Origin of the sequence: Massilia sp. IC2-278 (assembly GCF_020708045.1) — a bacterium.
Taxonomy (GTDB): Bacteria; Pseudomonadota; Gammaproteobacteria; order Burkholderiales; family Burkholderiaceae_D; genus Telluria.
Window position 1 is genome coordinate 66,057 of record NZ_JAJFES010000010.1, and the last position, 22,194, is coordinate 88,250.

The window sequence follows — 22,194 nt, forward strand, 5'->3', positions numbered from 1 at the left end:
CTCGAACAATTCCGATCTACAAGAACTTAAAGTAAGGCAATGATGACGCTCCGCGCCTTGCTCGCCGTCCTTGCACTCAGCCTGCTTTTGCGCGGCACGCTGTCGTCGTTTTTTGCAGGCACTTCGGCCACCCAGGACGAGCACATGGTCCTGCGCTGGCTCGCGCAGGTGGCCGGGTTTGCTTTGCTGTTCTGGATACCTGCGTTCGTTTTCAAGCTGCGTCCCGCCGGCCTGGCGCAGCTGACGGGAGCGACTCCGCAGCCGCAGGCGCTGCTCCAGGCAGTATGTTACGGGCTGCTATTGCTGGCCTTTGCCTGGAGCGAGGGCGCTGTTGAGACCCTGATCGTGGCGCAGTTTAATCCCGCGTTGGCATACGCGCAGTGGGCGTTTCATGCCGATGCGCCACCAATTTCTTACCGCTTCAGTGAGTGGGTCGCGATGACCTTGAAGATGGTGGTGCTCGTACCGATCGTCGAGGAATTCTTCTTCCGCGCGCTGCTGGTCGGCACGCTGAGAAAAACGAAGGGCATGCATGCGGCAGCAATCTTCAGCAGCTGCCTGTTCACCCTGCTCCACTATCCCAGGCTGTATTTGGTGAGCACCCTGGTGTTTGCCTTCGCCCTGGCTTACCTGTACATGGCGTCAGGCTCGCTGCTGCTCTGCATCGCCATCCATGCCGCTTTCAACGCCGGCGTTCTGGTGCTGGAAAACCCGGGTTGGCAACTGCTGGCACGGACCCCGGCGCACCTGGACCAGCCCAGCGCCTGGACGCTGGAACTGGCCGTATTCCTGGTCAGCAGCGCCTTGCTCCTGCGCGCGTTTTTCCGTTACCGGCACGCTGTCATTGGCCAAGCCGGGCACCCGGCTCAGAACCGCTCGTACTCCGCCAGATAGCGCCACTGCCCTTCAGCCAGTCCCGCCATCGGCATGCGCCCCACGCGCAGGCGTTTCAGCTCGATCAGCGTCAGGCCGACTTCCGCACACATGTGCTCGATCTGCCCCGGCACCACGCCCTTGGCCGCAAAGCGCAGGCGCCCTTCGCTCTGCCAGCTGACCTTCATCGGTGCGATCGGCTTGCGGTTGAAGGTCAAGCCATGGTTCAGCAGTGCCAGGCCGCCGTCCTTGATGCCGCCGTCGACCTCGGCCACGTATTCGTATTCCACACGCACCGCATCGTCGACCAGCTTGCGCGCCACGCGGAAGTCCTGGGTGTAGACGACCAGGCCGCTGGCATCGGTTTCCAGCGGCGTGCACAGGGTCAGGCGCGCCAGGTGGCGCTTCAGGAAGCGCGGCGCGCCGTGGGTGGCCACCAGCGATTCCGCCGTCACGCACTCCAGCGCATTCGCGCCACGCATGCCGACGCCGGCATTCGCGCCCGAGGGCTTGTGCAGCAGGATCGTCACCGGCGCCGGTTCCTCGGCGCGAGCGTTCGGCAGCAGCACGACCTGCTGGCCAGGGTTCACGCGCGTGGCCGGGTCCTCCTGCACCGCGCCGTCGACGCTGACCCAGCCGCCGGCGATGTAGCGCTCGGCTTCGGCGCGCGAACACGGCACCAGTTCGGCCACGCGCTTGGCCAGGCGGATGCCTTCCGCGGACTTCTGTTCAACCATTACGCCTGCCAGTTCTTGAAGAAGGATTTGAAGGCGCCGATCGTGCGGTCGACATCGGCGGCCGACACATCCAGATGCGTCACGATGCGCATGCGCGGGCCGACCGTGGCGCGGATGCCCGCTTCAAGCAGTGCTTTGCGCAGCGGATCGCAGGCGGCAGCCGGCACGTCGAGCCAGAAGATGTTGGTCTGCGGGGTGCCCACGTTCAGGACTTCGATCTCGGACAGGCCACGCGCCAGCGCGGCGGCGTTGTCGTGGTCGTCGGCCAGGCGCTGCACGTTGTGCTCGAGCGCGTACAGCGCAGCCGCGGCGATGACGCCGGCCTGGCGCATGCCGCCGCCCAGCATCTTGCGCCAGCGCTTGCCCTGCTCGATAAAGGCCTTCGGCCCCAGCAGCACCGAACCGACCGGCGCGCCCAGGCCTTTCGACAGGCAGACCGACACGGTGTCGAAACCGAGCACCGCTTCGCGCAGGCCGATGTTCTGCTTGACGGCGGCGTTGCAGATGCGCGCGCCGTCGAGGTGGGTGGCCAGGCCACGCACGTGCGCCAGCGTGGTCGCTGCAGCGATGTATTCCTGGCTCAGCACGCGGCCGCCGATGGTGTTTTCCAGCGCCAGCAGGCGTGTGCGCGCGAAGTGCATGTCGTCGGGCTTGATGTAGGCCTCGATGTCGGCCAGCGCGATCGAACCGTCCGCCTGGTTGGCGATCGGCTGCGGCTGGATCGAACCCAGCACGGCGGCGCCGCCGCCTTCGTACTTGTAGGTATGGGCTTCCTGGCCGACCAGGTATTCGTCGCCGCGGCCGCAGTGGGTCATCAGCGCGATCAAATTGGTCTGCGTGCCGCTCGGCGCGAACATGCCGGCTTCATAGCCGAACAACTCGGCTGCGTGTTCCTGCAGGCGGTTGACGGTGGGGTCGTCGCCGTAGACGTCGTCGCCGACGTCGGCGGCGGCCATCGCGGCGCGCATGGCTTGCGAGGGTTGGGTGACGGTGTCGCTACGCAGGTCGATCCAGTGTTGTTCGCTCATCGTTATCAGTCGTTTTGAGTTACTGCTTGAGGGTCAGCTTGAAATTCGGCTCGCTCAACGTGCGAGGTATAGAAACGCTGGCCCATCTCTTCCAGGCCCAGCGTGGACAGCACTTCCTGCAGGCGCTCACTCGGACGGCGGCGCGGCAGGTTCTTGTACGTGGCGACGATCAGCTCGTTCTTCATCGAGTGCTCCCAGCCGACCAGCTCCGTCACCGTCACCTGGTAGCCATGGGCTTCCAGCTGCAGACAGCGCAGCACATTGGTGACCTGGCTCCCGAACTCGCGCGTGTGGATCGGATGGCGCCAGATTTCGGTGAGCGCGCTTTTGCCCAGGTCCTTGCCCTTGTTCTTGCGCAGCACGGTGGCCACTTCGGCCTGGCAGCACGGCACCAGCACCATGTGCTTGGCCTTCTTCTTCAGCGCGAAGTCGATGGCGTCGTCGGTGGCCGTGTTGCAGGCGTGGAGCGCGGTGACGACGTCGAGGGTCTCGGGCAGCTCGCTCGAGGTGGTCGACTCCGCCACCGACAGCGGCAGGAAGGACATGTTCTGGAAGCCCAGGCGCGCCGCCAGCTCGGTCGATTTCGCCACCAGCTCTTCGCGGGTCTCGATGCCGTAGATGTGCGAGGCGTCGTCCAGCGTCTTGAAGAACAGGTCGTACAGGATGAAGCCGAGGTAGGACTTGCCGGCGCCATGGTCGACCAGCGAGACCGTGCCCTTCTCGGCGCGCACGTCGTTCAGTAGCGGCTCGATGAAGTTGACCAGGTGGTAGACCTGCTTGAGCTTGCGGCGGCTGTCCTGGTTCAGCTTGGCGTCGCGCGTGAGGATGTGCAGTTCCTTCAGCAGCTCGATCGACTGGCCTGGGCGGACCTCGGGTGGGAGCTCCGGTGCTGCCGGGGCCTTGGTGGTGTTGTGCTTAGCGTGCTTCATCGATCCATGCTGCCTGAATGGCTTCCAGTACGCGCTCGCCGCCGCGCGTGCGGTCGTCGTCGAAGCCCGGGAGCGCGACGACCCAGTTGTGCAGGTCCACGAAGCGCACCGTCGCCGGATCGACGTCGGGATACTGTTCGTAGAGTGCTTCGGCGATGCTCGTGACGTCGGTCCACTTCATGGCAGATCCTGTCAGTGCGTTGTTAAGGAGTGATTAATGGTTCTTTTCGGCTGCGTGGTTGATCGTGTATTTCGGGATCTCGACGACCAGGTCTTCCTCGGCGATGATCGCCTGGCAGGACAGGCGCGAATTCGGCTCCAGGCCCCAGGCCTTGTCGAGCATGTCTTCTTCTTTTTCTTCCAGCTCGTTCAGCGAATCGAAGCCTTCGCGCACGATCACGTGGCAGGTGGTGCAGGCGCAGACGCGGTCGCAGGCGTGTTCGATCTCGATGTCGTTCTCGAGCAGGACGTCGCAGACGGACTTGCCGGCCGGGGCTTCCAGGACGGCGCCGTCAGGGCAGAACGTCGGGTGGGGCAGGATGACGATTTGTGGCACTTTGTTACCTCGTAAATTATTTATATCGTTTTTTGGCAGCGTGATGTTCGCTAGCCGTGATCTGGCGGTTTGCGCCGACCGTAGGGTGGGCACTCCGTGCCCACGCGGAAGCATGAGCCGCGTTGACGCTTCTGGAGCCGCAAACTCTGCGCATTGTTCGCGCGTGGAAAAGCGTCTCGTTAGCGCGTCGTTCCGCGTGGGCACGGGGTGCCCACCCTACGGTCGCCGCTGCGTTTATTTCATACGGCCGATCAAACCTCGTCCAGCGACTTCCCAGCCAGCGCGCTGCGCACGCTCTTGTCCATGCGGCGCGCGGCGAATTCCTCGGTGCCGTGGGCGAGCGCCTGGACCGCGTCGTGCAGCGCGTTCTGGCGCGCGCCCGGCTCCACGTCGGTGTCGTTCGAGCGGTGCACCGCGTCGCGCACGCCATGGATCAGCTTCGCCACCGCATCCTGCTCTTCAACGCTGAGCAGATCGGCATCCGAATCCAGCGCCGACTGCGTCGCCAGCAAAATGCGCTCGGCCTCGACCTGCTCTTCGCGCAGCGCGCGCATCTGCATGTCGACCTGCGCCGAGCTGTACGAATCCTGCAGCATGCGCGCCACTTCGTCGTCGCCCAGGCCGTAGGACGGCTTGACCGTGATCGAGGCTTCCACGCCCGAACGCGTTTCGCGCGCCGACACCGACAGCAGCCCGTCCGCATCGACCTGGTAGGTCACGCGGATGCGCGCCGCGCCGGCCGCCATCGGCGGAATGCCGCGCAATTCAAAACGCGCCAGCGAGCGGCAATCCGACACCAGCTCGCGCTCACCCTGCACCACGTGCACGGCCAGGGCCGTCTGGCCATCCTTGAAGGTCGTGAACTCCTGCGCACGCGCGCATGGAATCGTCGAATTGCGCGGGATGATCTTCTCGACCAGGCCGCCCATGGTCTCGATGCCGAGCGACAGCGGGGTCACGTCCAGCAGCAGCCAGTCGTCGCCTTCGGCGCGGTTACCGGCCAGCAGGTTGGCCTGGATGGCGGCGCCCAGCGCCACCACCTTGTCCGGGTCGATGTTCGCGTGCGGGATGGTGTGGAAGTAGTCGCCCACCGCGCGGCGCACGTGCGGCATGCGCGTGGCGCCGCCGACCATCACCACGCCATCGATGTCTTCCACGCTCACGTTCGCGTCGCGCATGGCCTTGCGGATCGCGTTCATGGTTTTCGCCACCAAGTGCTTGGTGATCTCGGCAAAGGTCGCGGCCGTGATCGTCACATGCACGATCTCGCCCGAGTTCAGGATGGCGTCGATCGTGGTGTCGTCGTTGGTCGACAGCAGTTCCTTGGCCTGGCGCGCCTTCACCATCAAGGTGGCGGTGTCTTCGTCGGACAGCGGGGCCAGCTTGGCCTGCTCGTTGATCCAGCAGAACAGGCGGTGGTCGAAGTCGTCGCCGCCCAGGGCCGAGTCGCCGCCGGTGGACAGCACTTCGAACACGCCTTTCGACAGCTTGAGGATGGAGATGTCGAAGGTGCCGCCGCCGAGGTCGTACACGGCGTAGACGCCTTCCTTGCCGTGATCGAGACCGTAGGCAATCGCCGCAGCGGTCGGTTCCGACAGCAGGCGCAGCACGTTCAGGCCGGCCAGCTGGGCCGCGTCCTTGGTGGCCTGGCGCTGGGCGTCGTCGAAGTAGGCGGGCACGGTGATGACCGCGCCGACCAGTTCGTCGCCGAGCGAATCCTCGGCGCGCTGGCGCAGCGTGGCCAAGATCTGGGCTGAGGTCTCGACCGGGCTTTTCACGCCGGCGACGGTCTTGATCTGGACCATGCCTTCGCCGTCGACGAAATCGTAGGGCAGGTTCTCGGCGTGGGCAATGTCCTTCAGGCCGCGGCCCATGAAGCGCTTCACCGAGACGACGGTGTTCTTCGGATCGGTGGTCTGGTAGGCGCGCGCCTTGTGGCCGATGTGGGCGTGGCCGTTCGGCAGATAACGCACGATCGACGGCAGCAGCGCGCGGCCGTCTTCGTCGCTCAGCACTTCAGGGCTGCCGCTGCGCACCGTGGCGACGAGCGAATTGGTGGTGCCCAGGTCGATGCCCACCGCCAGCCGGTGCTGGTGCGGTGCGGTCGACATGCCGGGTTCGGAAATCTGCAAAAGTGCCATTGTTGTTACCTGGTTGTTATTCTTGGGGTGCGTGACCTGTGCCGCGATGGCCGGTTTTGTAGGGTGGACACCCGTGTCCACGCGGATGCACATGGTGAACAGAGACGGTGCCGATTCAATACAAATGGGTTTGTCTCGAGTGATTTTTATACGCGCCACGGTGGGTCAAGCGTCGTACCGCGTGGACACAGGTGTCCACCCTACAAAAGCAAACCCTCATTGTACTTGTGGGCGGCATCTGCCGCCCACTCAAGGTTCGTTTTAACCCTCGATCGCCTCGAACGCGTACTGCACCTCATCGCCGAACTTGTCGAGGAACATCAGCGCGCGCACGCCTTCAGCCGCCTTCCCGTATTCGCCCGCATTGATCTGCTGCCCGACCTGCGCCAGCATCGCCTTGCGTTCGCCGCGCACCTGGGCGTCAAGCTCGTCCAACGCCGACGCATCCTTTGAAGCACGCGCGTCCCCGAGTGCTTCGCGCCATTCCATCTGCTGCATCAGGAAGGCCATCGGCATCGCCGTGTTCGACTCGGTCTGCAAATCGACGCCGTTCAGCTCGATCAAATACTGCGCGCGTTTCTGCGGGTTCTTCAGCGTTTGATAGGCCTCGTTGGCCCGCGTCGCCCACTGCATCGCGACGCGCTTCTCGGCGTCGGTGGCGTTCACGAAGCGGTCGGGGTGCACGCGGCCCTGCACTTCGCGGTAGGCCGCGTCCAGCGCAGTCAGATCGACATCGAAGCGCGCCGGCAGCTGGAACAGCTCGAAATGGTTCTGCATCGGACGATCAGATCCGGAAGCTCTCGCCGCAACCGCAATTGTCCTTGACGTTCGGGTTGTTGAAGCGGAAGCCTTCGTTCAGGCCCTCGCGGGCGAAGTCGAGTTCGGTGCCGTCGATGTAAGGCAGGCTTTTCGGGTCGACGAAGACCTTCACGCCAAACGACTCGAAGACATTGTCCTCGTCCGCCGCTTCGTCGACGTACTCCAGCTTGTAGGCCAGGCCGGAGCAGCCGGTGGTGCGCACGCCGAAACGCAGCCCGAGGCCCTTGCCGCGGCGCTCGATGTAGCGGTTGACGTGCTTCGCCGCTTTTTCGGTCAGTGTGATTGCCATGTGGTTCCTCCAGCTAGTTCTACTGTGTACAACTGAGTGCTTACGCGCTCGGGTGCTTGGTCTTGTAGTCGGCGACGGCGGCCTTGATCGCGTCTTCGGCCAGGATCGAGCAGTGGATCTTGACCGGCGGCAGCGCCAGTTCTTCGGCGATCTGCGTGTTCTTGATGGCCAGCGCTTCGTCCAGGCTCTTGCCCTTGACCCATTCGGTCACGAGCGAGCTCGATGCGATGGCCGAACCGCAGCCATAGGTCTTGAACTTCGCGTCTTCGATCAGGCCTTGCTCGTTGACCTTGATCTGCAGCTTCATCACGTCGCCGCAGGCCGGGGCGCCGACCATGCCTGTGCCGACCGATTCGTCGCCTTTTTCAAAGGCGCCGACGTTGCGCGGGTTTTCGTAGTGGTCGAGTACTTTGTCCGAATATGCCATGGTGATGCTCCTGTATTCTTTGAATGCGTCTGTAAATTAGTGGGCTGCCCACTGAATCGAATTGAGGTCGATGCCGTCCTTGAACATGTCCCACAGCGGCGACAGTTCGCGCAGCTTACCGACCTTGGACTTCAGCAGTTCGATCGTGAAGTCGATGTCTTCCTCGGTCGTGAAGCGGCCGATCGTGAAGCGGATCGAGCTGTGCGCCAGTTCGTCGCTGCGGCCCAGGGCGCGCAGCACGTACGACGGCTCCAGCGAGGCCGAGGTGCAGGCCGAACCCGACGACACCGCGATGTCCTTGATCGCCATGATCAGCGACTCGCCTTCGACATAGTTGAACGAGACGTTCAGGTTGTGCGGCACGCGGTGTTCCATGTCGCCGTTGATGTAGACCTCTTCGATCTCCATCAGGCCCTTGGCCAGGCGGTCGCGCAGCGCTTTTACCTTGACCAGCTCGGCGTCCATCTCTTCCTTGGCGATGCGGAAGGCTTCGCCCATGCCCACGATCTGGTGCGTCGGCAGCGTGCCCGAACGCAGGCCGCGCTCATGGCCGCCGCCGTGCATCTGCGCTTCCAGGCGCACGCGCGGCTTGCGGCGCACGTACAGGGCGCCCACGCCTTTCGGGCCATAGGTCTTGTGCGCGGTGAAGGTCATCAGGTCGCACTTGGTTTTTTCCAGGTCGATGTGCACCTTGCCGGTTGCCTGGGCAGCGTCGCAGTGGAAGATGATGCCTTTCGAGCGGCACAGCGCGCCGATCTCGTCGATCGGCTGGATGACGCCGATCTCGTTATTCACCAGCATCACCGAGACCAGGATGGTGTCCGGGCGGATCGCCGCTTCCAGCTGGGCGATGGTAATCAGGCCATTGTCCTGCGGCTCGAGGTAAGTCGCCTCGAAGCCGACGCGCTCCAGCTCGCGCACCGTATCGAGCACAGCCTTGTGCTCGGTCTTCACGGTGATGATGTGCTTGCCCTTCGTTTTATAGAAGTTGGCAGCGCCCTTGATGGCGAGGTTGTTCGATTCGGTCGCGCCCGAGGTCCAGATGATTTCGCGCGGATCGGCGCCGACCAGGGCGGCCACGTTCGCGCGCGCTTCCTCGATCGCCGCTTCGGCGGTCCAGCCATACATGTGGCTGCGCGATGCCGGATTGCCGAACTGCTCGCGCAGGAAGGGAATCATTTTATCGGCGACGCGTGGATCGATCGGCGTGGTGGCCGAGTAGTCCATGTAGATCGGGAAATGCGGCGCAGTCACGAAGCTCTGCTCGATTTTTTTGTCCAAAGGCGCGTTCATCAGTTCACTCCAGTTTGCTGTGCTTCAGTTTGTTCAGTTCTGCTCGACTGCCGGGGCAGTGGCAGCTGCGGCGGCACGGTGCACCACCACGACGTTTTGTTCTTTCTGCTTTTGCTGGTCGACCAGGTCTTGCAGGGACACCGAGTCCAGGTAGTCGACCATCTTGGCGTTCAGCGTGGTCCACAGCTCGTGCGTCATGCAGCGCGTGCCGCTGGCCGCGTCCGCCCCGTGGCAGTTTTCCTTGCCGCCGCACTGCGTGGCATCGAGCGGCTCGTCAACCGCGATGATGATGTCGGCCACGGTGACTTTTTCGGCTGGACGGGCCAGGCTGTAGCCACCGCCCGGACCGCGGATCGATTCGACGATCTCGTGGCGGCGCAGCTTGCCGAACAGCTGCTCCAGGTAAGACAGCGAAATCGCCTGGCGCTGGCTGATGCCCGACAGCGTGACCGGACCGTTGCCCTGGCGCAGGGCAAGATCGATCATCGCAGTAACAGCAAAGCGGCCTTTGGTGGTCAGACGCATCACAACCCCGGTTAATGTTAAAATATTGCTCTTGTTCACTAATCGCATCGGCATCAACACTTCGTTGCTGCTTCTTAAAAACCGGATTAGTTGAACGATTTAGTCAAGTATAGCAAATTCCGGGGGCCTTGTCTTGGCACCCCCAAAAACCGCCGGAGGCCGATCGCTGGCTCATCCGCCGCAGTCTGCGGCCGTGACCGTAGGGTGGACAGCTCCACCGCCAACACCAGATCATCCGCTATGTGAGCGCTGCCCACGCGGTGATACGCGACGCCACCCTGTCGCGCCCTCACCGGCATCCACAATCAGCGCCTGCGCAACAAGCGCATCGGCCCGAACAACGCCTGCATCCCTTGGTTGGCAATGAACGTCAAGTTATATGGATGCTCCGCCACCGCCTGCGGAAACCTCCCCGTCTCCGGCAGCTTTCTCAACTCCTCCGCAATCTTCCCCCACAACACCAGCGTCGGCGGCGTGGCCTTCTGCGCCAACACCTCGAGTACGACTTGCAGGAAAGGCAACCAGGCCCGCGCATCGATCACCGGCTTCACATGCGACCGGAATACCAGCGACGCATTCAGCAGCAGGAAACCTTCGCCGGTCAAATTCGCCTGCAATTCCGGCAGCGTCTGGATCGACCCGTTCGACATGGCGGCAGCCGCCACCGGCGCCATCGCCTCGCCCCCGGTCGCGTCCGGCTGGAGTTGCCCATCCGCTACCAGCAGCATCTTCATGAAGTTGCGCAGCGAGGTGGCGCGGTTCACCGGCTTCGACAGCCCGCCTGCGCTCCACAGTGCGCCGACGGCGCCATCCATGAAGCAGACCCCGGTCGCACTCTCGGCGCGCGGATACGGCCCCTCCCCCACCAGCACATAGCGCACCTTTTCCAGCGGCTGGGCAAATGCGGCAAACAGGCGGCCTTCGGTGGGCAGGTAGCTGTCGACCGCCAGCGCCGGCAGGTAACCCGGGTTGGCCTGCGCCACCGCTTCCAGGCCGCGCAGCAGATGCGGGCGCCAGGAGGCATCGGCAAGGTCGAGGGCATTCAGGATGGCGGCGGGGACAGTGGTCTCGGTCATCGTGTCGGTCATATCATGCAGGCGCGAAAAAGGAAACGGATTGTAGCCCAGCATGCAGGCGCGGGGCGCGAGGGCGAGCCATGATTCCGCGCTTCAATCTGGCGCAGCGCGGCGGCGATTCAGGGCAGGATGTCCTTCCCGCGGCCTGGCCCGCCAATCCGACAAAAAGGAGCGCAAGGATGCAAACGATTCAAGAGGTGATGACACGCGACGTACAGACCATTTCCACGCAAGACAGCGTGCAGCGCGCAGCCCAGCTGATGGACGAGCTGAACGTGGGTGCGATCCCGGTCGTGGACGACGGCAGGCTGGTCGGCATGATCACCGACCGCGACATCACCGTGCGCTCGGTGGCCGTCGGCCAGGACCCGGCCAGCACCCGTGTGAACGATGTGATGAGCACCGACGTACGCACCTGCACGGTCGACCAGGGCGTGGAAGACGTGCTGGCGCAGATGGCCGACGTGCAGATCCGGCGCGTGCCGGTGGTCGACGGCAATGGCCAGGTGATCGGCATCGTGTCGCTGGGCGACGTGGTGACCAAGGCGCCGGTCGAGGTCGAGCAGACGCTGGACGAGATTTCGACGCCGTCGGAGCCGGATCGGTCGTGAACCGGGTTTGATCCGGTCGCGACCGGATGGCAGTGCGTGCGGGGCCGCACAAGCGGCAGCGATCGACGCATGGGCGGCGCCAGCGGCACGGATGAGCATCGTGCCGGGTGGAGCCGACCACCCTACACTTGAGCCGCTGGCGCCAGACGATTACTCCGCGTCGGGCTGCTTCGAAGGATGGGCGGCGTCGAAGGCCGGCAGCGCGATGCAATGCGCGTGGATGCGTGCGATGTTCGGGTAATCGCCGATCTCGATGCCGAAGCGCTGGGCATTGAAGACCTGCGGCACCAGGAAGCAGTCGGCCATGGTCGGCGAAGCGCCGTGGCTGAAGGGGCCGGCGGCCGGGTCGCGCGCCAGATGGGCTTCGAGGCCTGCCAGGCCTTCGCGGATCCAGTGCTGGATCCACTCGGTCTTGGCTTCCTCGCTCAGTTTCAGCTCGCCCACCAGGTGGCGCAGCACGCGCAAATTGTTCAGCGGATGGATGTCGCAGGCGATGATCTGCGCCAGCTCGCGCACGCGGGCGCGGCCCGGGGCGTCGCTCGGCATCAGCGGCACGGCCGGAAAGCGCTCGTCGAGGTATTCGATGATGGCCATCGACTGGGTCAGCGTGATGCGGTCGTCCTGGAAAGCCGGCACCAGGCCACTCGGATTGATCTTGCGGTATTCCTCCTGGCGCTGCTGGCCGCCGTCCTTGAGCAGGTGCACCGGCACCGCGTCGTAGGTGAGGCCCTTCAGGTTCAGCGCGATCCGCACCCGGTAGGCTGCCGAGCTGCGGAAATACGTGTAGAGCTTCATTCCTTCCTCCCGTGGTAATGCGCGACTTCGTGGTCGATGGCGCCGAAGATGCTCGCACCGGTGACGTCCAGCATTTCGATGCGCACGCTGTCGCCAAAGCGCAGGAACGGCGTTTTCGGCGCGCCGTGTTCGATGGTTTCGTACATCCGCACCTCGGCTAGGCAGCAGTAGCCGACGCCGCCGTTGGCGATGCTGGAGCCATGCAAATTGCCCTGCTTGTTCGACACCGTGCCGGAACCGATGATGCTGCCCGCGCCCAGTTCGCGCGTCTTGGCCGCGTGCGCGATCAATTGGGCGAAGCTGAAGGTCATGTCTTCGCCGGCGTTCGGTTTGCCGAAGAGTTGATCGTTCAGGGTCACGCGTAGCGGCAGGTGCAGTTTCGAATCTGCCCAGGCCTCGCCCAGCTCGTCCGGCGTGACGGCCACCGGCGAAAAGGCGCTGGCCGGCTTCGACTGGTAGAAGCCGAAGCCCTTGGCCAGTTCGCCTGGAATCAGGTTGCGCAGCGAGACGTCGTTGACCAGCATCACCAGGCGGATCGCTTGGGCGGCCTGTTCGATGCTGGCGCCCATCGGCACGTCGCCGGTCACGACCGCCACTTCGGCTTCCAGGTCGACACCCCACTCTTCCGACAGCACGGCGATCGGATCGCAAGGGCCGATAAAGGCATCGCCACCGCCCTGGTACATCAGCGGATCGGTATAGAACGAGGCCGGCACCTCGGCGTTGCGCGCCTTGCGCACCAGCTCGACGTGGTTGATGTAGGCCGAACCGTCGGCCCACTGATAGGCGCGCGGCAGCGGCGAATGGCATTCCATCTCGATAAAGGAATCGGCCGCGTCGGCTGTACCGTCGTTCAATTGATCGTAGACAGTTTGCAGCTGGGGGGCGACGCGGTCCCAGTCGTCCAGGGCGGCCTGCAGGGTGCGGGCGATTTCCGGGACGGCCTGGCAAGTGACCAGGTCGCGGCTGACGACGACCAGCGTACCGTCGCGGCCGCCGGATTTGAGAGTGGCGAGTTTCATGGCGCTCCTTTGTTTTGCATTGTTGCCGCCATTAAAGATGAAAACGGACTATCATACAAACAATATTTTCCGGCTCATTTATCGGATTATCTTATGAATCCCACCCTGCGCCAGATGCGGGCCTTCGTCGCGCTGGCCAAGACTGGCAACTTTACGCTGGCGGCGCAGACCATGCACGTCACGCAATCGGCGTTGTCGGGTTTGATCAAGGAACTCGAACAAACCCTGAACGCTCGCGTGGTCGACCGCTCGACCCGCAAGATCACCCTGACCGACATCGGCCGCGAGCTGTATCCGCTATTTAGCCAGATGATCGACGATCTCGACGGTGCGCTGGCGAACGTGGCGGACCACACGCAGCTGCGAAAAGGGATCGTCCGCATTACCGCACCGCAACTGATGTGCTGCACCCTGCTGCCCGAAGCCATCGCCGCCTACCGGACCAATCAGCCCGACATCGAAGTACGCATCGCCGACAGCGAGGTCGACGGCGTGATCGCACGCGTGCTCTCGGGCGAATCCGACATCGGCATCGGCCCCGAGCGCGAACCCCTGCCCCAGCTCGAAGCGCGCGAACTGTTCGAGATGCCCTTTGCCCTGGTCTTCCCGCAGGGCCACCCGCTGGACGCCGCCGAGCGCGTGACCTGGCAGGACGTGACGCGCTACCCCTTCATCGCCCTGCAAGGCCAATTTACCGAGCGCCTGCTGGCCGACATGCATGCCGTCCTGCGCGAGGTGCCCCTGAAGCCGGCGAACGAAGTCACTTTCATGACCACCGCCCTGGCGATGGTCAGCGCCGGCCTCGGCATCACGGTCTGCCTGCCCTATGCCGAGCCGCTGGCGCGCCTGTACCAGCTGCGCATGCGTCCGCTCGAGGAACCGGTGCTGACGCGGCGCTTCTACGTCTACACCCGCGCCGGGCGTTCGCTGTCGCCGGCGGCGGAAAGTTTCATCGATTTCCTGTTTCCGTATGTGGCGTCGAAACGCCGGGCCGTCGGGGGCGGCTGACCGGCTGCCAGCCCGCTTTTCCCAGTTGCGCTAGAATCGGGCGATCCTCTTTACCAGGTTCGTACCGATGTCCCACAACACCATCGCCATCAACCAGCGCATGGACAGGTTCAACAGCCACGCCAGCGTCTGGCTGTTCGGCTACGGCTCGCTGATCTACAAGGCCGACTTTCCCTTCCTCGAACGCCGCCCGGCCAGCATCGCCGGCTGGACGCGCCGCTTCTGGCAGGGCTCGCACGACCACCGTGGCACCGAAGCCGCGCCAGGGCGCGTGGTGACGCTGGTGCCGGACGCGGAGGCTACCTGCCACGGCATGGCCTACCTGGTCACGCCCGAGGAATTCGCCCACCTCGACCACCGCGAAAAGAACGGCTACCTGCGCCTGGCCACCGAGATCCGCTTCGAGGACGGCAGCAGCGCCGAGGGGCTGGTGTACATCGCCACCCACGAAAACGCCGCCTACCTCGGGCCGGCCAGCAAGCAGGCCATCGCGCGCCAGATCGCAGCGTCGCGCGGTCCGAGCGGGCCGAACAGCGAGTACCTGCTGGAACTGGCCAGGGCCCTGCGCGAGCTGGGCAAGGACGATCCGCATGTGTTCGAAATCGAGCGGCACCTGATGAAACTGGTCCCCTCTCCGGTCAAGGTTGTCGCGCGAACTTAAGTATCCATTTCCTGCTCAAAGCAGAGTAGCGATTGCACTCTGCCGCAGGTCTTTCGGGGAACATCGTGCGCAAATGGATCATCAGCGTGTGCTTGCCGCTGGCTTGCCTGCCCGTGCTGGCGCAGAACGGCGCGAGCGGCATGAGCAGCAGCCGTCAACTCGAATCCGCCGGTAACTTCCGGGTGCTGGTGCCGAAGGACCTGCCTGAGGAAAATCGTGAGGAAACGAGACGGCTGCTCAAGCAACTGCAGCAAGCTTGCCCTTCCTGCTCCGACGGCGGCACGGTTGGCACCACCGGCGGGGGCGTCATCATTGGCCCTGGATTGAACCGCCAGCCAGCCAGGCCGTTATGGCCGACCGGCAGCGAATCAGCAAAGGACACTTACCTCACACCCTACATTACCATTCCGCGCAGCGAATATCGGGAACTGAGAGCGACCGCCGACAAATACAATGCCTTGCTGAAAAAACTGGAGACTGCGCCATGAAAGCCGCTCACTTCCTCGCCATCCTGCTCCTGGCGCCGCTATTTTTCTGGCTGCACCCGGCGCAAGCCCAGAACCCCTATGTGGAATACCGGGCGCGCACCTATGCCATTCAGGAAGCCTACCTGAAGCGAGTGACCGAGCATCAGGTGCGGGTGATGGAAGACTTCGAGAAAAAGCTGGAACAACAGAAGTGGCAAACTACCGTGGTGTCGATCATGGTGGTCGTCATGGTCGGCTGCGGCGTGGCCCTGAGCGCACTGCAGTTCTATTCCGACTTCCGCAGCCGGGGCCAATCCGGCATGACCCTGAAGATCGGCTCCGGCAGTTTCGAATTGAGCAGTACGGTCATCGGCCTGGTGATCCTGGCAATGAGTTTCTGGTTCTTCCAGACCTACATCGATCGCGTCTATGCAATCAACATTACCACCCTGCAGCCGCTGGATGTGACGACGTTCGGGCTGAACGGGTAAGGCAGCCAGGCCGCGTGTCACACCCACCGCTTTACTTACCTTCGTTCAGTGCCCGGACTGCTTTTTCGAGCGCGCGCACCTTCTCGCGCATCGTCGACAGATTGCGCACCAGCACCGCATTGCGTTCCCACTCCGCATTCCTGGCAACCGGGAAGTAGCCGGTATAGCGACCCGGCTCGGTAAGCGAGTTCGGCACCATGGTGGCGGCCGTCACGTGGACGTTGTCGACGATCTCGATGTGGCCATTGATCATGGCTGCGCCGCCGAAGGTGCAATGCTTGCCGATGTTGGCGCTGCCGGCCACGCCCACGCAGCCGGCCATGGCCGTGTGTGCGCCGATGCGGCAGTTGTGGCCGATCTGGATGAGATTGTCGAGCTTGACCCCGTCTTCGATGACGGTGTCGTCCAGCGCGCCGCGGTCGACCGTGGTATTCGAGCCGATGTCGACGTCGTCGCCGATCACCACGCGCCCGGTTTGCGGAATCTTGATGTAGCTGCCGCCATCCACCGCAAAGCCGAAGCCGTCGCCGCCGATGACGGCGCCCGAGTGGACGATGCCGCGTGCGCCGATGATGCAGCGGGCGTGGAAGGTGACGTTGGCAAAGAAATGCGTGTCTTCGCCGACGACCGCCTCGCGCCCGATGTAGCAGCCGGCGTCGATGATGGCGCCGGCCTTGACGATGGCCCCCGCCTCGACCGTGACATGGGGACCGAGGTGGGCGCTGGCGTCGACCCGGGCGCTAGGGTGCACGAAGGCCGTCGGATGCACGCCGGGCTCGGGCACAGGCGTGCCCAGGGCCACGAAGAATTGCGCCGCGCGTGCGAACCAGGCATAGGGATTGGCGGTGACGATGCGCGCGCCCTCGTAGCTGGCCGCCACCTCGGGTTCGTCGCCCGGCGCGAGGATGAGCGCCGCAGCCTGGCTGCGCGCCGCCTGGCCACGCAGCTTGCTGTTGCTCAGGAAGCTGATCTCGGATGCGCCGGCACGGTCGAGCGGCGCAATGGCCGTGACTTCGATGCCGGGGTCGCCTGTCAGCTGGCCGCCGAAACGTTCGACCAGTTCGCCCAGACGGATAGCCATGTTGTTCGCCACGGTCACGCTCCTCGCAGATGGATCGTCGATCAATCCGGATTGGACACCCAGCCCAACCCGGCAGTTCCGCAACTGGCCAGGCGCATCGGTCTGTCAATCATCGGCCGCTCATCAGCCGCACATCAGCTCGACCTCAGCCAGGCACCCGCTGTGTCAATATAGAACGCTGATCAGAACAAGTCCAGCTGTCCAGCTCCCTTTGTAGTTCCTTTTGCAACGCCCTTTCCAGCGCCCTTGCCTGCCGCCGCCGGCACCACCAGCGGCCGCCGGAACTGCGACGTATCGAGCCGCTCGAAGCGCCCGCGCAACGCCCCCAGCCCCATGCGCTCGACGGTTTTATTGAAGCGCTGGCGGATCAGGTCGGACCAGACGCCCTCGCCGTGCATGCGCCTGGAAAAGTCGGCGTCGTAATCCTTACCGCCGCGCATTTCGCGGATGCGGTTCATCACGCGCCCGGCGCGCTCCGGGAAGTGGGCCTCCAGCCATTGCTGGAACAGCGGGTTGACTTCCCAGGGCAGGCGCAGCACCGTGTAGTGGGCGCTGACGGCGCCGGCGTCGCGCGCCGCTTCCAGGATGCGTTCGATTTCCGGTTCGGTGACAAAAGGGATGATCGGCGCCACGCTCACGCTGACCGGAATGCCGGCATCGGTGAGCGTGCGGATGGCGCGCAGGCGCCGCGCCGGGGCCGCCGCGCGCGGCTCCAGGGTGCGCGAGATGTCGGAGTCGAGCGTGGTGAGGGTGATGGCGGCGCAGGCCAGCGAACGCTCGGCCATCGGCGCCAGCAAATCGATGTCGCGCTCGATCAGCGCGGACTTGGTGACCAGCCCGACCGGATGCCGGCATTCGTGCAGCACTTCCAGCACTTCGCGCGTGAGGCGGCGCTCGCGCTCGCAGGGCTGGTAGGCGTCGGTGTTCACGCCGATGGCGATGTGCTCGGGCTTGTATCCGGGATGCGCCAGCTCCCGGCGCAACAGCTCGGCCGCGTTCACCTTGGCAAAAATGCGGGTCTCGAAGTCCAGCCCGGGCGACAGGCCGAGGTAGCTGTGCGTCGGCCGCGCAAAGCAATAAATGCAGCCGTGCTCGCAGCCGCGATAGGGATTGAGCGAGACATTGAAGGGAATGTCGGGCGAGGTATTGCGCGACAGGATGGACTTGGCGATCTCGTCGGTGACCACGGTCTTGACCGGCGCCGCGGCGCTGTCTTCCACGGTCCAGCCGTCGTCGAAACGCTCGCGGCCCTTCAGTTCGTAGCGGCCCTGGAGGTTGGACACCGCGCCGCGCCCCTTTGTCGCGGCGAGCGGGCGCGGCAGGACGATTTCTTCCGCACTGTATTCGCGGTCGACAGTTCGTTCGGAGTAAGCCATTCGGCACCTCATACTGTATATTTATACAGTATAGTACGCCGCTCTTCCCGCCAGTTCAAGCGTGGCCGTGTGCGTGCTCAGGCCGGCGGCAAAGGATGTGGTAAATAAGCAGCCTGTTGCCCGACGAAACCGTCGAAAGCGGCAAACAAGGGAGCGTAGCGCGCCGCATCGCCCTCGATCTGGCCCAGGGCATGGGCGCCCGCTTCAAGCGTGGACAATTGATCGGGCGCGTGCGCCTTGCGGATGCGGTAGTGCGAGGCCGGCATGTCGCTCAGCGCCAGGCGCGGCAATTGCCGCAGCGCCGGATTCAGGTGCAGCATCTTACGGCTTTTGCGCCAGGTGGCGTCGAGCACGACCAGGCGCAGGCGTTCAGGCAGCAGCAGCGGCAGCGGCGCTGCTGCGGGTGCGTCCGGCGTGGCGACGCCCGGCGTTTCGGGATACAGCAACACCGGCGTGCGCCCGCCGGCATGCAGCAGCGTACCGAGCGCGTCCGCATCGAAGGCCTCGCCCACGACCAGCACGCTCCCCGCCACGCTCAGGTGCAGCAGGCGCGCGCTGTTCTTGGCGTTCGCCACTTCGAGCGGATGCTGCAGGATCAGGAGTTCGACGGGCGAGACGAGCGGCCGCACCCAGCCGCAGATGCAGGCCGACTGCGCGCGCAGGCAGGCGGCGCAGGTGGCGCGGCGGGGAGGCGAAGGCTGGTTCATCGGCGGCTCGGCAAGGAAAAGGCGCCGATTGTAGCAGCCGCGCCAACGCCTTCAGTCGGCCCCCTTGCGCAGTCCCGCCAGTGCGCCGCTCCAGGCCTCCACCTGCTCCAGCATGGCGTGCACCGATTTTTCCTGGTGGGGCGCCGGCTTGAAGGTAGTCATGTTCTCGAAATCGGTGAACAGCGACAGCATCACCTGGGCGCGTACGTCGGCCACCATCAGTTCGCCCATCACCAGGCGCAGGTTCTCGATGGCGCGCGCGCCGCCGACGCTGCCGTAGCCGACGAAACCGGCCGCCTTGTTGTTCCATTCCTTGTACAGGAAGTCGATGGCGTTCTTCAGCGCGCCCGAGGTGGCATGGTTGTATTCGGGCGTGACGAAGACGAAGCCGTCGAATTCGGCGATCTTCGCGGCCCAGGCCAGCGTGTGCGGTTGCGAATACTGGCCCATCGAGGGCGGCACCGGCTCGTCGAGCAGGGGCAGATTGAAATCCTGGATATCGACCAGTTCATAGCTGGCGCCGCTGCGTCCCTGCGCCGTGTCCATTACCCAGCGCGCCACGTCGAGCGCCTTGCGCCCCGGCCGGGTGCTGCCGACGATTACCGCGATCTTGACCATGTCCCTCTCCTGTCGTGTGTCCGCAATGAACCCGGACCCATTCTAGTCAGCGGTGAGGGAAAGGCGCGCCGCCTTGCAACACGACAAAAATCCGGCCTGCCCGCTCAGCGCCGTCCGCTCAAGCGCCCCAGCAAGCCGACCAATTGCTCGACGTCATAAGGCTTGGCCAGGATTTTGACGCCCGGAATCGAGACGCGCCGGTCGGTGTAGCCGGTGGCCAGCACGACCGGCAGCGCCGGCCAGCGTTCGCGCACCGCCGCGGCCAGGTCGATGCCGCTGACGCTGCCCGGCATGACGATGTCGGAAAACACGATGTCCACCGCCTGCCCGGCCTCGAGCTGGGCCAGCGCATCGTCGCCGCTGACGGCCACGCGCACCGCGAAGCCGGCCGCGCCGAGCGCCTCGACCACGGCTTCGCGCACCAGTACGTCGTCTTCGACGAACAGCACGCTCACGCCGGCTGGCGCGGGCGCCGCATCCGCTGCCGCCGGCTGGTAGGGCGGCGGCGCGACCACGTCCGGCGCCGCTGCGCCTGCGGAGGCGCCGGCGTCGGCAGCGCCTGGCGCGGCGGCATCGGCGCCGTGCGCACGCGGCAGGTAGATGTGCACCCGGGTCCCCTTGCCCGGCGTACTGTGCAGGGTCAGCAGTCCCTGCGCCTGGGTGGCGAAGGCATAGGCCTGCGGCAGGCCGAGCCCGGTACCCTGCCCCGGCGACTTGGTGGTAAAGAAAGGATCGAGGGCGCGCGCCATCACCTCGGGCGCCATGCCCACGCCGTCGTCGCTCACGCTCAGCTGCAGGTAGTCGCCCGGCGCCAGGCCTTTGGGCGGCGCGTCGGGCGCGGCCAGTGTGAGATTCTGGGCGCCGATCCGCAGCCGGCCGCTGCCGCCCATCGCATCGCGCGCATTGATCGCCAGGTTCAGGAGCGCCAGGTCGAACTGCAGGGGCTCGACCCGGACCGGCCACAGGCGGCTGTCGAATGCGGTCTCGATGACGATGCTGTCGGCCACGGCGCCACGGATCAGCTGCAGCGCGCTGTCGAGCTGCGCGGCCGTGTCCACCGTCACCAGGCGCCCTTCCTGCACCCGGCCGAAGGAGCCGAGCTGGCCGGTGAGCGTGGTGGCGCGCGTGACGGTGCGCTTGCAGGTGTCGATCAGGCGCTGCAGCTTCGGTTCCGTCGCCTGCATCGCGGCCAGCTGCAGCGCCGTGGTGAGCGTTTGCAGCAGGTTGTTGAATTCGTGCGCGATGCCGGCCGTCAGGCGCCCCAGCGACTCGAGCTTCTGGCTGCGCAGCAGGGCGCCCTGCGCCTGTTCGGTGGCGAGGATGGCTTCGTTGACGCGGTGTTCGAGGTCGCGCGTCGAGCGGCGAATCTGCTTGCTCGCCTCGACCATGCGCCAGGCCACGGTGTCGATCTCTTCCAGCCCGTGCGGGCGGTAGGGAATTTCCTCGCCGTCGGCCAGGCGGTCGGCGCAGCGGCCCAGGTATTCGATCGGCGCCACCGCGCGGCTGGCGAACCAGCGCCCGGCGGCCACCGCCAGCACCAGCAGCACGGCCATCATCCCGGCCAGCAGTGCCGCCGCTTCCATCGGCACGCGGCGGATCTCGGCGCTCGGGATGGCGATCAGCACCTTCCAGCCGGAATTCGGCACCGTCGTGATCTGGGCCCGCACCGGGACCCCGGTCAGGGTATGGCTGGGGAAGACCAGGTCGCGGTCGGTGGTGGCCGCCAGCTTGCGCGTGCGTTCGCGCAGCAGGGTGCCGACGTAATGCTTCGGCTCGCTGGAGCGGGCGGCGATGCGGCCGTTGCGGTCGAACACGGTGGCGATCCAGGCCCGCGGAAACTGCTGGCGCTCGAGCAGCCGTTGCAGGATGCCCACATGCATGCCGAGCGTCAGGTGATAGCGCGGCTTGCCCTCGACCAGCACCGGCACCTGCATCATGAAGTCGTAGCGCTGCACCGGGGGTGCGTAGAAGACGTCCGACACCAGGGTGCGCGCCGCGCCATAGCGTTCCATCAGCGCCGGCAGGTTCGACGGGTCGCGCCCCGTCAGCGCCACGCCCAGCGGGCGGCGCGTATTCAGGATCGGCTTGCCGTCGAGGTCGTACAGCACCGCCACCGCATCCACGGCCTCGGCCGCGCCCCGGGCGTGGCGGTAGAACTCGCCGAAGTCACCGGCCGCCAGCGCCGGCGACGCAGCCAGGGTGCGCAGGATGCCTTCCTGGTGGCGCATCTCGTTATCGATCAGCAAGGCAAACGCGCGGCCGGTCTCGGCGATGCTGCGCTCCTGGTCCTTTTGTTGCTCGACGTAGACATAGGCGACCGCCAGCGCCGCGCCGATGAACGAGGGCACGAGCAGAGCGACAACCAGGATCAATAGCCGGTTCCGGAAACGCATCGGTGCTGGGTCCTCCTGGTCGGCGGTTAGGTTGCAAACAAGTGCCGCGGAAAAACCGGCTCAAGCGATTATACAAGAGGCAAGCTTGCCCACCTGCTCATGCATTTTGCTGTGCTTTTCCCAACATTTTGAACGTTCGCTATTGATATACGTAAGCATCTTTACCACACACAAAAATTTACCTCTGGAATTGCGTAAACGGATATTGCTCTCAGTGTTTTCGGTGCCTAGAATCAATTTATTCCTTCAAGCAATGCTGTCGCACCGGCAG

25 protein-coding genes are annotated in these 22,194 nt (G+C 64.8%); 6 read left to right on the plus strand and 19 right to left on the minus strand.

All coding sequences use genetic code 11. From position 1 onward, the window contains the following. The first annotated feature begins 39 nt into the window (after nucleotides 1-39). Nucleotides 40-894: a CPBP family intramembrane glutamic endopeptidase gene (locus LK540_RS17690; protein WP_229438628.1), complete on the plus strand. Its 855-nt coding sequence runs from the start codon at nucleotides 40-42 to the stop codon at nucleotides 892-894. On the opposite strand, the gene LK540_RS17695 is transcribed toward LK540_RS17690, so the two are convergent. The 12 genes from LK540_RS17695 to LK540_RS17750 all read right to left on the minus strand — a co-directional run bounded on the left by LK540_RS17695 (nucleotide 867) and on the right by LK540_RS17750 (nucleotide 10,693). Beyond that, the gene (locus LK540_RS17695; RefSeq protein WP_229438629.1) at nucleotides 867-1,610 is read right to left on the minus strand and encodes an RNA pseudouridine synthase; all 744 of its coding nucleotides are present in this window, start codon (nucleotides 1,608-1,610) and stop codon (nucleotides 867-869) included. The genes LK540_RS17690 and LK540_RS17695 overlap by 28 nt on opposite strands. Continuing rightward, nucleotides 1,610-2,638 carry a low-specificity L-threonine aldolase gene (gene ltaE, locus LK540_RS17700; protein WP_229438630.1) on the minus strand — a complete coding sequence of 343 codons (1,029 nt, stop codon included), beginning with the start codon at nucleotides 2,636-2,638 and terminating at the stop codon, nucleotides 1,610-1,612. Before ltaE ends, LK540_RS17695 begins: the two co-directional genes overlap by 1 nt. Before the next feature lie 5 nt (nucleotides 2,639-2,643). Further along, a complete protein-coding gene (locus tag LK540_RS17705) occupies nucleotides 2,644-3,567 on the minus strand; it encodes an SAM-dependent methyltransferase (RefSeq protein ID WP_229438631.1) in 924 nt (307 codons plus the stop codon). Then, nucleotides 3,554-3,748 (minus strand): Fe-S cluster assembly protein IscX, encoded by a 195-nt coding sequence (gene iscX, locus LK540_RS17710; RefSeq protein WP_229438632.1) that lies wholly within the window; start codon nucleotides 3,746-3,748, stop codon nucleotides 3,554-3,556. The genes LK540_RS17705 and iscX overlap by 14 nt, the downstream gene beginning before the upstream one ends. A gap of 33 nt (nucleotides 3,749-3,781) precedes the next feature. Continuing rightward, nucleotides 3,782-4,123, minus strand: coding sequence for an ISC system 2Fe-2S type ferredoxin (gene fdx / locus LK540_RS17715; protein WP_229438633.1), 342 nt, complete (start codon nucleotides 4,121-4,123; stop codon nucleotides 3,782-3,784). 251 nt (nucleotides 4,124-4,374) lie between these two features. Then, nucleotides 4,375-6,264 (minus strand): Fe-S protein assembly chaperone HscA, encoded by a 1,890-nt coding sequence (gene hscA, locus LK540_RS17720; RefSeq protein WP_229438634.1) that lies wholly within the window; start codon nucleotides 6,262-6,264, stop codon nucleotides 4,375-4,377. Between the two features lie 261 nt (nucleotides 6,265-6,525). Next, nucleotides 6,526-7,041 (minus strand): Fe-S protein assembly co-chaperone HscB, encoded by a 516-nt coding sequence (hscB, locus tag LK540_RS17725; RefSeq protein WP_229438635.1) that lies wholly within the window; start codon nucleotides 7,039-7,041, stop codon nucleotides 6,526-6,528. 7 nt (nucleotides 7,042-7,048) lie between these two features. Further along, nucleotides 7,049-7,372, minus strand: coding sequence for an iron-sulfur cluster assembly protein IscA (gene iscA, locus LK540_RS17730; protein ID WP_229438636.1), 324 nt, complete (start codon nucleotides 7,370-7,372; stop codon nucleotides 7,049-7,051). Between the two features lie 40 nt (nucleotides 7,373-7,412). Continuing rightward, nucleotides 7,413-7,799 (minus strand): Fe-S cluster assembly scaffold IscU, encoded by a 387-nt coding sequence (iscU, locus tag LK540_RS17735; protein WP_229438637.1) that lies wholly within the window; start codon nucleotides 7,797-7,799, stop codon nucleotides 7,413-7,415. A 36-nt stretch (nucleotides 7,800-7,835) separates the two neighbouring features. Next, complete coding sequence (locus LK540_RS17740; protein ID WP_229438638.1) at nucleotides 7,836-9,092, minus strand: IscS subfamily cysteine desulfurase; 1,257 nt, start codon at nucleotides 9,090-9,092, stop codon at nucleotides 7,836-7,838. Nucleotides 9,093-9,125: 33 nt separating this feature from the next. After that, complete coding sequence (iscR, locus tag LK540_RS17745) at nucleotides 9,126-9,617, minus strand: Fe-S cluster assembly transcriptional regulator IscR (protein ID WP_229438639.1); 492 nt, start codon at nucleotides 9,615-9,617, stop codon at nucleotides 9,126-9,128. Between the two features lie 305 nt (nucleotides 9,618-9,922). Continuing rightward, nucleotides 9,923-10,693 carry a uracil-DNA glycosylase gene (locus LK540_RS17750; RefSeq protein WP_229438720.1) on the minus strand — a complete coding sequence of 257 codons (771 nt, stop codon included), beginning with the start codon at nucleotides 10,691-10,693 and terminating at the stop codon, nucleotides 9,923-9,925. A gap of 179 nt (nucleotides 10,694-10,872) precedes the next feature. On the opposite strand from LK540_RS17750, the gene LK540_RS17755 reads away from it, so the two are divergent. Next, on the plus strand, nucleotides 10,873-11,304 hold the full coding sequence (locus LK540_RS17755; RefSeq protein ID WP_229438640.1) for a CBS domain-containing protein: 432 nt from the start codon (nucleotides 10,873-10,875) through the stop codon (nucleotides 11,302-11,304). A 150-nt stretch (nucleotides 11,305-11,454) separates the two neighbouring features. Here LK540_RS17755 and maiA read toward each other — a convergent pair whose 3' ends face one another. Both maiA and LK540_RS17765 read right to left on the minus strand, forming a co-directional pair. Next, a complete protein-coding gene (maiA, locus tag LK540_RS17760; RefSeq protein WP_229438641.1) occupies nucleotides 11,455-12,099 on the minus strand; it encodes a maleylacetoacetate isomerase in 645 nt (214 codons plus the stop codon). Beyond that, nucleotides 12,096-13,121 carry a fumarylacetoacetate hydrolase family protein gene (locus tag LK540_RS17765; protein ID WP_229438642.1) on the minus strand — a complete coding sequence of 342 codons (1,026 nt, stop codon included), beginning with the start codon at nucleotides 13,119-13,121 and terminating at the stop codon, nucleotides 12,096-12,098. The genes maiA and LK540_RS17765 overlap by 4 nt, the downstream gene beginning before the upstream one ends. Nucleotides 13,122-13,214: 93 nt before the next feature. Here LK540_RS17765 and LK540_RS17770 point away from each other — a divergent pair, with 93 nt between their 5' ends. From LK540_RS17770 to LK540_RS17785, 4 genes are all read left to right on the plus strand, one after another. Then, nucleotides 13,215-14,129 carry a LysR family transcriptional regulator gene (locus LK540_RS17770; RefSeq protein ID WP_229438643.1) on the plus strand — a complete coding sequence of 305 codons (915 nt, stop codon included), beginning with the start codon at nucleotides 13,215-13,217 and terminating at the stop codon, nucleotides 14,127-14,129. A 67-nt stretch (nucleotides 14,130-14,196) separates the two neighbouring features. Next, nucleotides 14,197-14,790: a gamma-glutamylcyclotransferase gene (locus LK540_RS17775; RefSeq protein WP_229438644.1), complete on the plus strand. Its 594-nt coding sequence runs from the start codon at nucleotides 14,197-14,199 to the stop codon at nucleotides 14,788-14,790. 65 nt (nucleotides 14,791-14,855) lie between these two features. Beyond that, entirely contained in the window at nucleotides 14,856-15,278 is a 423-nt protein-coding gene (locus tag LK540_RS17780; RefSeq protein WP_229438645.1) for a hypothetical protein, read from the plus strand. Continuing rightward, a complete protein-coding gene (locus tag LK540_RS17785) occupies nucleotides 15,275-15,748 on the plus strand; it encodes a hypothetical protein (protein WP_229438646.1) in 474 nt (157 codons plus the stop codon). The genes LK540_RS17780 and LK540_RS17785 overlap by 4 nt, the downstream gene beginning before the upstream one ends. 31 nt (nucleotides 15,749-15,779) lie before the next feature. Here the strand turns inward: LK540_RS17785 and lpxD are convergent, their stop codons facing one another. The 5 genes from lpxD to LK540_RS17810 all read right to left on the minus strand — a co-directional run bounded on the left by lpxD (nucleotide 15,780) and on the right by LK540_RS17810 (nucleotide 21,923). Continuing rightward, nucleotides 15,780-16,829, minus strand: coding sequence for a UDP-3-O-(3-hydroxymyristoyl)glucosamine N-acyltransferase (gene lpxD / locus LK540_RS17790; protein WP_229438647.1), 1,050 nt, complete (start codon nucleotides 16,827-16,829; stop codon nucleotides 15,780-15,782). 182 nt (nucleotides 16,830-17,011) lie between these two features. Next, nucleotides 17,012-18,205, minus strand: coding sequence for a PA0069 family radical SAM protein (locus LK540_RS17795; RefSeq protein WP_229438648.1), 1,194 nt, complete (start codon nucleotides 18,203-18,205; stop codon nucleotides 17,012-17,014). Nucleotides 18,206-18,282: 77 nt separating this feature from the next. Beyond that, on the minus strand, nucleotides 18,283-18,912 hold the full coding sequence (locus tag LK540_RS17800; protein ID WP_229438649.1) for a tRNA-uridine aminocarboxypropyltransferase: 630 nt from the start codon (nucleotides 18,910-18,912) through the stop codon (nucleotides 18,283-18,285). A 51-nt stretch (nucleotides 18,913-18,963) separates the two neighbouring features. Beyond that, the gene (locus LK540_RS17805) at nucleotides 18,964-19,530 is read right to left on the minus strand and encodes an NADPH-dependent FMN reductase (protein WP_229438650.1); all 567 of its coding nucleotides are present in this window, start codon (nucleotides 19,528-19,530) and stop codon (nucleotides 18,964-18,966) included. Nucleotides 19,531-19,634: 104 nt separating this feature from the next. Further along, entirely contained in the window at nucleotides 19,635-21,923 is a 2,289-nt protein-coding gene (locus LK540_RS17810) for an ATP-binding protein (RefSeq protein ID WP_229438651.1), read from the minus strand. Between the last annotated feature and the right edge of the window lie 271 nt (nucleotides 21,924-22,194).

Bases quoted from the DNA above. Each gene is read 5' to 3' on its own strand.
- iscR (WP_229438639.1), bottom strand. From the start codon at position 9,617: ATGCGTCTGACCACCAAAGGCCGCTTTGCTGTTACTGCGATGATCGAT.
- LK540_RS17740 (WP_229438638.1), bottom strand. From the start codon at position 9,092: ATGAACGCGCCTTTGGACAAAAAAATCGAGCAGAGCTTCGTGACTGCG.
- LK540_RS17750 (WP_229438720.1), bottom strand. From the start codon at position 10,693: ATGACCGAGACCACTGTCCCCGCCGCCATCCTGAATGCCCTCGACCTT.
- LK540_RS17695 (WP_229438629.1), bottom strand. From the start codon at position 1,610: ATGGTTGAACAGAAGTCCGCGGAAGGCATCCGCCTGGCCAAGCGCGTG.
- lpxD (WP_229438647.1), bottom strand. From the start codon at position 16,829: ATGGCTATCCGTCTGGGCGAACTGGTCGAACGTTTCGGCGGCCAGCTG.
- LK540_RS17755 (WP_229438640.1), top strand. From the start codon at position 10,873: ATGCAAACGATTCAAGAGGTGATGACACGCGACGTACAGACCATTTCC.
- ltaE (WP_229438630.1), bottom strand. From the start codon at position 2,638: ATGAGCGAACAACACTGGATCGACCTGCGTAGCGACACCGTCACCCAA.
- iscU (WP_229438637.1), bottom strand. From the start codon at position 7,799: ATGGCATATTCGGACAAAGTACTCGACCACTACGAAAACCCGCGCAAC.
- iscA (WP_229438636.1), bottom strand. From the start codon at position 7,372: ATGGCAATCACACTGACCGAAAAAGCGGCGAAGCACGTCAACCGCTAC.
- LK540_RS17800 (WP_229438649.1), bottom strand. From the start codon at position 18,912: ATGAACCAGCCTTCGCCTCCCCGCCGCGCCACCTGCGCCGCCTGCCTG.
- LK540_RS17705 (WP_229438631.1), bottom strand. From the start codon at position 3,567: ATGAAGCACGCTAAGCACAACACCACCAAGGCCCCGGCAGCACCGGAG.
- LK540_RS17770 (WP_229438643.1), top strand. From the start codon at position 13,215: ATGAATCCCACCCTGCGCCAGATGCGGGCCTTCGTCGCGCTGGCCAAG.
- LK540_RS17805 (WP_229438650.1), bottom strand. From the start codon at position 19,530: ATGGTCAAGATCGCGGTAATCGTCGGCAGCACCCGGCCGGGGCGCAAG.
- LK540_RS17795 (WP_229438648.1), bottom strand. From the start codon at position 18,205: ATGGCTTACTCCGAACGAACTGTCGACCGCGAATACAGTGCGGAAGAA.
- hscB (WP_229438635.1), bottom strand. From the start codon at position 7,041: ATGCAGAACCATTTCGAGCTGTTCCAGCTGCCGGCGCGCTTCGATGTC.
- LK540_RS17785 (WP_229438646.1), top strand. From the start codon at position 15,275: ATGAAAGCCGCTCACTTCCTCGCCATCCTGCTCCTGGCGCCGCTATTT.
- LK540_RS17810 (WP_229438651.1), bottom strand. From the start codon at position 21,923: ATGCGTTTCCGGAACCGGCTATTGATCCTGGTTGTCGCTCTGCTCGTG.
- LK540_RS17775 (WP_229438644.1), top strand. From the start codon at position 14,197: ATGTCCCACAACACCATCGCCATCAACCAGCGCATGGACAGGTTCAAC.
- iscX (WP_229438632.1), bottom strand. From the start codon at position 3,748: ATGAAGTGGACCGACGTCACGAGCATCGCCGAAGCACTCTACGAACAG.
- hscA (WP_229438634.1), bottom strand. From the start codon at position 6,264: ATGGCACTTTTGCAGATTTCCGAACCCGGCATGTCGACCGCACCGCAC.
- LK540_RS17765 (WP_229438642.1), bottom strand. From the start codon at position 13,121: ATGAAACTCGCCACTCTCAAATCCGGCGGCCGCGACGGTACGCTGGTC.
- maiA (WP_229438641.1), bottom strand. From the start codon at position 12,099: ATGAAGCTCTACACGTATTTCCGCAGCTCGGCAGCCTACCGGGTGCGG.
- LK540_RS17690 (WP_229438628.1), top strand. From the start codon at position 40: ATGATGACGCTCCGCGCCTTGCTCGCCGTCCTTGCACTCAGCCTGCTT.